At 68.5% G+C, this 8,560-nt stretch carries 8 protein-coding genes; 4 read left to right on the top strand and 4 right to left on the bottom strand.

Features of this window, described 5'->3' with window-relative positions; translation table 11 throughout:
• A partial coding sequence (locus AC27VN_RS24480; RefSeq protein ID WP_490878191.1) for an amino acid adenylation domain-containing protein occupies nucleotides 1-1,888 on the bottom strand: 1,888 nt, incomplete at its 3' end.
• 568 nt (nucleotides 1,889-2,456) lie between these two features.
• On the opposite strand from AC27VN_RS24480, the gene AC27VN_RS24475 reads away from it, so the two are divergent.
• The 3 genes from AC27VN_RS24475 to AC27VN_RS24465 all read left to right on the top strand — a co-directional run bounded on the left by AC27VN_RS24475 (nucleotide 2,457) and on the right by AC27VN_RS24465 (nucleotide 4,368).
• Nucleotides 2,457-3,230, top strand: coding sequence for a TIGR04325 family methyltransferase (locus AC27VN_RS24475; protein ID WP_490878190.1), 774 nt, complete (start codon nucleotides 2,457-2,459; stop codon nucleotides 3,228-3,230).
• Nucleotides 3,231-3,384: 154 nt separating this feature from the next.
• The gene (locus tag AC27VN_RS24470; RefSeq protein WP_296775761.1) at nucleotides 3,385-4,002 is read left to right on the top strand and encodes a LexA family protein; all 618 of its coding nucleotides are present in this window, start codon (nucleotides 3,385-3,387) and stop codon (nucleotides 4,000-4,002) included.
• A gap of 129 nt (nucleotides 4,003-4,131) precedes the next feature.
• Entirely contained in the window at nucleotides 4,132-4,368 is a 237-nt protein-coding gene (locus tag AC27VN_RS24465) for a hypothetical protein (protein WP_490878189.1), read from the top strand.
• Nucleotides 4,369-4,413: 45 nt separating this feature from the next.
• On the opposite strand, the gene AC27VN_RS24460 is transcribed toward AC27VN_RS24465, so the two are convergent.
• Both AC27VN_RS24460 and AC27VN_RS24455 read right to left on the bottom strand, forming a co-directional pair.
• Entirely contained in the window at nucleotides 4,414-5,403 is a 990-nt protein-coding gene (locus AC27VN_RS24460) for a Bug family tripartite tricarboxylate transporter substrate binding protein (RefSeq protein WP_490878188.1), read from the bottom strand.
• A 33-nt stretch (nucleotides 5,404-5,436) separates the two neighbouring features.
• On the bottom strand, nucleotides 5,437-6,240 hold the full coding sequence (locus tag AC27VN_RS24455) for a crotonase/enoyl-CoA hydratase family protein (RefSeq protein WP_490878187.1): 804 nt from the start codon (nucleotides 6,238-6,240) through the stop codon (nucleotides 5,437-5,439).
• A 166-nt stretch (nucleotides 6,241-6,406) separates the two neighbouring features.
• Between AC27VN_RS24455 and AC27VN_RS24450 the strand changes: the two genes are divergently transcribed.
• Nucleotides 6,407-7,078: a TetR/AcrR family transcriptional regulator gene (locus tag AC27VN_RS24450; protein WP_093350042.1), complete on the top strand. Its 672-nt coding sequence runs from the start codon at nucleotides 6,407-6,409 to the stop codon at nucleotides 7,076-7,078.
• A gap of 12 nt (nucleotides 7,079-7,090) precedes the next feature.
• Here AC27VN_RS24450 and AC27VN_RS24445 read toward each other — a convergent pair.
• A partial coding sequence (locus AC27VN_RS24445; protein ID WP_490878186.1) for a tannase/feruloyl esterase family alpha/beta hydrolase occupies nucleotides 7,091-8,560 on the bottom strand: 1,470 nt, incomplete at its 5' end.

The following is an 8,560-nucleotide window of genomic DNA, read 5'->3' as shown; positions in this document are numbered from 1 at the left end:
TGGCCGGATGCGCGAGCAGGGCGGTCTCGATCTCGCCGAGCTCGACCCGGTGGCCATGGATCTTGACCTGTCCGTCGCGGCGGCCGACGAACTCGATCGTGCCGTCCGGCAGCCAGCGCGCCAGGTCGCCGCTGCGGTAGAGGCGGTCGCCGGCCGCGCCGAAGGGGTCGGCGACGAAGCGCTGCGCGCTCAGCGCGGGCTGGCCCAGGTAGCCGCGCGCCAGGCCATGGCCACCGATGCAGAGCTCGCCCACCAGGCCCGCCGGCAGCAGCGCGAGCGAAGGGCTCAGCACGCGCAGCACCGTGTCCTGGATCGGGCGGCCGAGCGGCACCGAGCGCAGCGTGTCGGGCAGCACGGCGGGAATGCGGTGGGTCGCCGCGAAGGTGGTGCACTCGGTCGGGCCGTAACCGTTGCTGAGCACCAGCCCCGGCAGCGCAGCGAGCGCGCGCCGCACGTGCGGCAGCGACAGCGCCTCGCCGCCGGTGATCAGGTGGCGCAGGCCCGCGAGGTGGGCGGGATCGTCGTCGACCACCGCATTGAAGAGCGCGGCCGTGAGCCAGGCCGTGTGCACGCCGTGCCGGGCGATGGTGCGCGCCAGCCCCGCGCCGGTGGGCAGCCGTTCATCGTGGACCACGCAGCAGCCGCCATTGAGCAGCGGCCCCCAGATCTCGAGCGTGGCCGCGTCGAAGCCCAGCGGCGCGGCATGCAGCATGGACAGGCCATGGCCGAAGGCGGCGAAGTCCGAGCCCACGACCAGGCGCAGGATCGCGCGATGGCAGATCGCTATGCCCTTGGGCGTGCCGGTGGAGCCCGAGGTGTACATGAGGTAGGCCAGCGATTCGCCGTCGACGTCCGGCTCATGCCAACTGCCGCGTGGGCCGTCATCGGCGCATGCATTCACGCGCAGCGGCGGGGTCGACAGTGGCAGCAGCGCGTCGAACGCCTCGGTCGTGATCGCGAGCCGCGCACCGGCCTGCGCCAGCATCGCGGCGATGCGCTCGCGCGGTTGCTCGGTCGGGATCGGCAGGTAGGCCGCACCGGCCTTGAGGATCGCCAGTTGCGCCACCACCGCGTCGATCGAGCGTTCGAGCACGAGAGCGACCGTGTCGCCAGCCTGCACGCCGCGCTGTTGCAGGCACTGCGCGAGTGCGTCGGAGCGCCGGTCGAGTTCGCGGTAGCTCAGGCGCGCCTGGCCCTGGACCAGCGCGATGGCGTCGGGCACGGCGGCGGCCTGGGCGCGGAAGCGGCCCGTCACGGTCAGCGCGCGGTCCAGCGGTGCCACCGGGCGGTTCCATTCGGCGAGCTGCCGTTCGCGGTCGGCCTGCGGCAGGCCGCGAATCTCGGCGATCGGTGCGTCGGGGCGCGACAGGAGGTCGGCCGCCGTGTCGGCCACTGCCGCGAGCAGCTGCTGCAGCGAGATGGCATCGAGCCAGCCGGCGGCGGCGTCGGCATGCAGGCAGGGGGGCTGGGCGCTGAAGCGCAGCCGGATCGGCGCGGGCGCCGCGGCGGGGTCACGCAGCCACAGCACGGCGGGCGGGTCGATGGGCAGCGGCGTCGCACCTGCCTCGCCGCGTTGGCGGTCGATGGCGGCAATCCATTCGGCGGCGGTCAGTCCCGCATCCCAGGCGAAGGACGAGGCGAATGCATCGCCGGTGCTCGCGGCTTCATGAAGGATCGGCTCGGCCCGGCCCAGCCAGCGCGATTGCAGCAGCACCCAGGCCGCGGCCCACGGTGCATCGGGGAATCGGTGGGCGCTGGCCGGATGCCGCGCCGCGTCGATCGGCAAGGGCAGGGTGGCCGCCAGCCTCGGACCGGCGCCGAGCCCGGAGCGCGACGCGAACAGGTCCTCCCATGCGAGGCCCCGGCTTTCCGGGAGCTCCGGAAACATCGTCTGAATGTCCATATCACCGTCCGATTCGAAATTGCAAAAGACAGCGAAAAAACAGCTTCGAACGGCTATTGATTCGACAACGAAATAGATTTTTTGCGACTAATTTGTGTCGAAATAGTAGGAGGTTTGCAGATGTGCGTGGGCCCTATTTGGGAGGTCGATTACATTTGCACTTGTTTATTTCAGATCGGAACTACCGAATATCGATTAAACGAGGTAGCCATTTGTCTTTTGAGCCGGAAAAGCGTGGCGAAGGCTCTCGCGATGGGTATGTCGGGCCCGTTTCAGCGTTGGTTTTCCTGGGGAAATCAGCGCTTTTTCCGAAGCGCCGCGGTGAGTGCGAGCGGGCTGGAACAGTGGCTCCCACGGCCCGCGGGAAAAGGGCGAATCGGATCTTCAATTCGGCTCGAGGCGAATTCAATTGCCCGATCCGCGGCGCGAGCGTTATTAATTCATCCGATTCGTAAGCGAAGTCGAAAGATCGACCGGAGATTTGTAATTTCCGGAAATCGCAAGCAGCATCGGCCTCGACGCGAACAATCAATTCTTTCGAAAGGGGCCTGCAATGCTCTCGAACCTGCTGGCGCGGCTGCCCCGCGCGAACGCCTACCGGCGCAAGTTCCTCGACAACGAAGACGACAACCTCTTCATGGGCTCGTTCGAGAGCTTCGCCGCGGCCGAAGCGGGCGCGCCGCCCTCCAAGTCGGTGGGCTACGACAACGCACAGGCGGCCACGCAGCTCTACAGCCACCAGGTCTACTTCTACGACTACCCGGCGCTGTTCTGGCTCGGGCGCTCGCTCGAGGACGGCATGACGCGGATCTTCGACCTCGGCGGCCACGTGGGGATCAAGTACTACGCGTTCCGCCGCGTGCTGCCCTATCCCGATGGCCTGCGCTGGACCGTGTGCGACGTGCCGGGCGTGGTGCGCGCCGGCGAGGCACTGGCGCTGCAGCGCGACGCGGCGGCCCAATTGGGCTTCACCACGGCGCTGGCCGACGCCAGCGGCTGCGACGTGCTGTATGCCTCGGGCAGCCTGCAATACCTGCCGCAACGGCTGTCGGAGATCCTCGCCGCGCTCGCGGTGAAGCCGCGGCGCATCGTGCTGAACACCACGGCGCTGCATCCCGATCGCACCCTCTACACGCTCAACAGCATCGGCTTCGCGGTCTGCCCCTATCGCATCGAGCATCACGACGACCTGATGGCGCAGCTCAAGCAGGCCGGCTACCGTCGCCGCGATGGCTGGCGCAACGAAGGCAAGCCGATCGAGGTCCCGTTCGTGGATGGCGGCGACAAGGCCTATTACGCGGGCTGCTGCTTCGATCTGGCCGGCTGATCCGGCAGCCGCCCGCGCCGTCCGCATCCCGCCCGCATGCCCGGTGCAGGCGCGGTGTCGGAGGCTCGTTCCCCCATGGATGGGAGAGTCAAGCTAGCCAGAACGTCTAGCTATGATTTATTTTCCATCCATCGGAGGACCTAGCCTCTAGACTATGAGCATTCATAGACTGATTCGCGAAGGGCGCCGACGGCTCGGGATGAGCGAGCAGCAGTTTGCTGACGCCGTCGGTGTGAGTCGGGGTGCAGTCCAGCAATGGGAAAAAGCCGGGGGCACCGCACCCAAGCGCGCCAACCAGCCGCGCGTTGCCGAACTGCTCGGCATCTCCGTCGGCGAGCTGCTCTCGGGCGGGCCGAACATCAGCCAGGGCACGGTCATGCGCGCTGAGGTACCGCTCGTGTCCGAGGTCGAGGCCGGCAACTACACGGTCATCGACAACTTCAAGCCACGTGGCAATTTCGAGACCGTCCCCGTGACCGTGCCGGTCAAGCGTCACACCTATGCGTTGCGCGTGCACGGCGACAGCATGGCCAGCGAGATGGGCGACTCCTTTCCCGAGGGCTCGATCATCGTCGTCGAGCCCGACCTCGAGGTGCTGCCCGGCGACTACGTCATCGCGCTCAACGAGCACGCGCAGACCACCTTCAAGCAGCTGGTCAGGGATGGGGGCGAGTTCTACCTGCGGCCCCTCAATCCGCGCTACCCGATCAAGCCGCTCGGCGTGGCGCGCGTGATCGGGGTGGTGCGCGAATTCAGCAAGCGCTTCCGTTGAAAGGCGTGCTGGCGCCGCACGACCGAGCCTCAGGGTCGATTCGGATAGATAGAATTGCTACTCATTGATATATTTACTATCAATCCAATCTCGAGCTATTCCCGCTTGGCGAACGGCGCCTTGCCTGCCATGACTCCCGACACCGAACTCGACTTCTGCTACCGAGGGTGGCACGTGAAGATTCGCGTCACGACCGTGCAAGGCGCGGCCTTCGCATCGGGCCATGCCGATCTGGATCTGGGCGGCATCGTCCGGCGCCGCCTCGTGGTGGCAGGCACGGACGGCCCCGATGTCGTCGGTGCGTTGAAAGAGGATGCGAGGACCTTCGTCGAGCAGTGGAGCCGCGAGCGCCATCTCGATTCGTGACGCACTGAACGGCGCCACGGGCCGCGAAGGCCTCGTGGCTTTGGCCTACGACTCCGCCGTGAAGCCGATGCGCTTGACCAGCGGTCCCCAGCGTTCGAACTCGGCCTGCTGCGACATCGCCATCTCGTTGGCGGTGGAGCCGCGCGCGATCAGGCCGACGACGCCCAGGCTATCGATCACGGCGCGCTCCTTGACCGCGGCATTGACGGCGGCGTTGGCGCGCGCGATCGCGGCGGCCGGCGTCTGCGCGGGCGCATAGAAGCCGAACCATTCCTCGGTCGTGAGCTCGGCGAAGCCCTGTTCCGCGAAGGTCGGCACCTCGGGCGAGAACGGCGAGCGCTGGCGGCCCGAGGTCGCGATCATCCGCAGCTTGCCCGCGCGGTGGTTGGCGAGGAAGTCGCCGCTCGGCGTGACCATGGCGGCGATCTGTCCGCCCACCACGTCGGTGATGCCGGGCACCGAACCGCGATAGGGCACGTGCCGCAGATCGACGTTGGCCGTGAGGCCGAGCAGGGCGCCGATGAAGTGCGGCGTGGAGCCCGCGGCCGGCGAGCCGTAGTTCGCCTCCTGCGGGTTGGCCTTGGCCCAGGCCAGGAAGTCCCGCACCGTGACCACGCTGGCGGGCACCTTCGGTCCCACCGCGAGGCCGTGGTGCATGATCGCGCCGGTCGAGACGGGGGCGAAGTCCTTGTTCGCGTCGTAGCTGAGCTTCGAGTAGACGTGCGGATAGATCGAGGTGCAGGAGAACGGCGACAGCGCCAGCACCGATCCGTCGGCCGGCGCCGACTTCAGCACCTCGAGCGCGATGCGCCCGCCGGCCCCCGGGCGGTTGTCGACCACCGCGACGTTGCGCGAGTACGCGGAGCCCGCGACCTTCTCGCCGATGCGGCGCGCCACGCTGTCGCCGGCACTGCCCGCAGGAAAGCCGTAATAGATCTTGACCTGGTCCAGTGCCTGGGCCGATGCCGCGAGCGGCAGCAGCGAGGCGAGGGCACCGCCGCCCGCTGCCTGAATGAAGGTCCGTCGTGTCTGCATGAAAGTCTCCTCGGTCGTTGTGAATGTCGTGGTTCAGGCGGCGGGCGCGATGTCCGCGCCGGCCTGCGGCGTGCGCACCTTGGCGCCCGCGCCATCGAGGAAGGCCTGCACGCGCAGCTTCGCCTCGGGCGCGCTCTGCGTGATGGCGCTCATCAGGGCTTCGGTCATCAGCCCGTGGTCCGCGGGCTGCTCCGCGATGCGCGGCAGCGCCTGCATCACCGCGAAGTTGGTCAGCGGCGCATTGCGCGCCACCTGGCGGGCCAGCGAGAGCGCGTGCGACCAGGCCTTGCCCTCGGCCACGAGGTACTGCGAGAAGCCGACGCGCTCGCCCTCGTCGGCGCGGTACACGCGGCCGGTGAGCATCATGTCGGCCATGCGCGAGACGCCGATCAGCTTGGGAATGCGCACCGATCCGCCACCGCCGACGAAGATGCCGCGCGTGCCTTCGGGCAGCGCGTAGAAGGCGGTGGCATCGGCCACGCGCACATGGCAGGCCGCGGCCAGCTCGAGGCCGCCGCCGATCACCGCCCCGTGCAGCGCGGCGATCACGGGCACCGGGCCGAACTGGATGGCATCGAGCGCCGCATGCCACATGCGCGAGTGCTGCACCGCCTGCGGCGGATCGCGGTGAGCCAGTTCGGACAGGTCGAGCCCGGCGCAGAAGTGCGCGCCCCGGCCGCCGAGCACCGCGGCGCGCACATGGCCGGGCAGGTTCTCGAACGCATGCCGCAACTCCAGCACCAGGCCGTCGTTGAGGGCATTGCGCTTGTCGGCGCGGCTCAGGTGCAGGTGGGCGATCTCCTCCTGGAGTTCGAGGGTCAGGAACTGGTACTGCATGGCTTTCGATGAGGTCGGGGAAGAAGCTTTTTCGCGTTTCTCAATACACGTACAGATGTGTATGGTGTGGCGATGCTATCAGCCGGATCCGGACGAGCGGCTCAGGGTTTGCCCAAGGGAATGGGCCCTGACTCTGGTGCATGCGGGCCTCCGCTATCATCGGCGCATGCTGACGACCACCCCTGGCAAACCGCGCCCGCGCAAGGCCTCGGCCGCCCTGCAGCGCAAGAGCGAGGCCGGCGCCAAGCCGGCCTCCGAGCGGTCCCAGCTCGGGCCCGCCGACTGGATCGTGGCCGCGACGGAACTGCTGATCGACAAGAGCATCGATGCGGTCCGCGTCGACGTGCTGGCCAAGCTCCTGCAGGTGACGCGCGGTTCCTTCTACTGGCACTTCGTCGACCGCGACGACCTGCTCAAGCGCATCCTCGTGAGCTGGCAGGAGGCGCAGACCGAGCAGATCATCGCGCGCTACCGCAAGCAGGGCGTCGAGGCGCAGGACCTGATCGTCGAGCTGGTCGAGCTGCCGTTCCATGGCCGCGCGGCCATGAAGGGTGCATCGGTCGAGCTCGCGGTCCGTGCCTGGGCCCGGCGCGACGAGATGGCGCGCATGATCGTCGACGAGGTCGATGCCAAGCGGCTCGCCTACATCGAGGAATGCTTCCTCTCGTGCGGCTTCGACGCCAAGTCGGCGCGCTCGCGCGCCTTCACGCTCTATTGCTACATGCAGTCGGAGTCGCTGTTCAGGAACCAGGGCTCCACCGCCGACAAGGCCGAGCGCCGCCGCTTCGTGGCCCAGATGCTGCTGGCGCCGGAGCCCGGCAAGGCCCCGGCGCGCTAGCACGCCGCTGCTTCAGTCGTAGGCGCAGCTGAAGCTGGCCGCCAGGTTCTGGTCGCCCGAGCCGCGGTACTTCGGCCAGGTCGGGTAGCGGCACAACGGACGCGTCATCTCCACGCGCTTGCCGTCGGCCGCCAGCCGCGCCGCCGTGAGCGAATCGTCGGGCGCCTTGCCCTTCTCGACCCAGTTCTCGAGGATCGCGAGGTTGTCGACGATGCCGGCACCCGGGCCGCCCGGGCCATGGACCACGCCCGGCAGCATGTAGAAGCGCATGAAGGCATCGGTCGTCTCCTGGCCCAGCTTGCCGACCACGCTCTGGTAGTAGTCCGTGGCATAGCCGGGCGGCACCAGGTTGTCGCTCGCGCCGGCCCACAGCAGCAGCTTGGCGCCGCGTCCCGCGAAGGCCGACAGGTCGGGATTCGTCGCATTGACCTTCTCGGAGAGCTCGAGCCAGCGCGCCGGATCGGACCCCGGCGTGTAGCCGAGCACCGTCGTGTTGACGTTCGAGGTCACCTGGTACTTGAGCCACCAGTCGGAGAAGAAGTAGAGCTGGCTCGCGGGCGCCGTCGGGCTGGCGCCGAACTGCGCGATGGTCCAGTTGCCGGCCGCGGCCGCCTCGCCGCCCACGCCCCAGGCCGGCGCCCTGGTGATGCCGTTCGCCACCGGCACGGGCAGCGTGAAGTCCGAGCGCATGAAGTCGACCGACGCGATCTGCGGATCCGACAGGCAGCTGTCGCCGCCGTCCACGCCGCCCGGGCAGCGCAGCGTGCGCACGTCGAAGCGGCAGGCGCTGACATGGGAGATGACGCCGTCCACCGCGCCATCGAGGCCGTCGCAGGCCGCCATCTGGGCATCGCCGAACAGCTTGATCTTGGCCGGGCTGAGCCAGCCCGCGCCGTTGTTCGAGAACGCCAGCTTGGCCAGCGCGATCCCGCGCTGGATCACGTTGCTGTAGTCGACCACGGGCTCGCCGGCCACGATGCCGTCGTAGCTCTGCGGATAGCGCTGCGCCTGCAGCAGCGCCTCGCGGCCGCCGGTGGACATGCCGTAGAAGTAGGTCCTGGCGGCGGGCTTGCCGTAGATCGACTGGATCGCGGCGCTGGCGACCTTCAGCACCTGCGGGTGGTAGGCGAAAGCGAAGTTGTCGAAGGCCGAGGGGTTGTTGAGCGTCGAGCTCAGGTCGGGCACCTGCACCCCGCCGTCCGCGCTGACCCACGCGTAGCCGCGCTTGTAGACGTCGCCATTGGCCAGCATCACCAGGTCGGGCCCGACGACCACGCCGTCGTAGCCGCCACCGCCGATCTGCACCAGCCGCTGGTTCCACACCGAGTCCTCGGGCAGGTCGATGCGGAAGTTGATGGTCGAGGTGGGCGAGCTCACGATGGCGCCACGCACCTGGCATGTCTGCAGCGTGGTGGCGGACGCGGCCATCACTTCGGCCGTGGCGATGCTGCCCGGTCCGACGGCCTTGCCGACCAGTCCGCT

The sequence above is a fragment of the Variovorax sp. 20P10.2.4 genome (assembly GCF_058244205.1).
The sequence above is the reverse complement of the archived record's forward strand: the minus strand, read 5'-3'. Positions and strand labels throughout refer to the sequence as shown.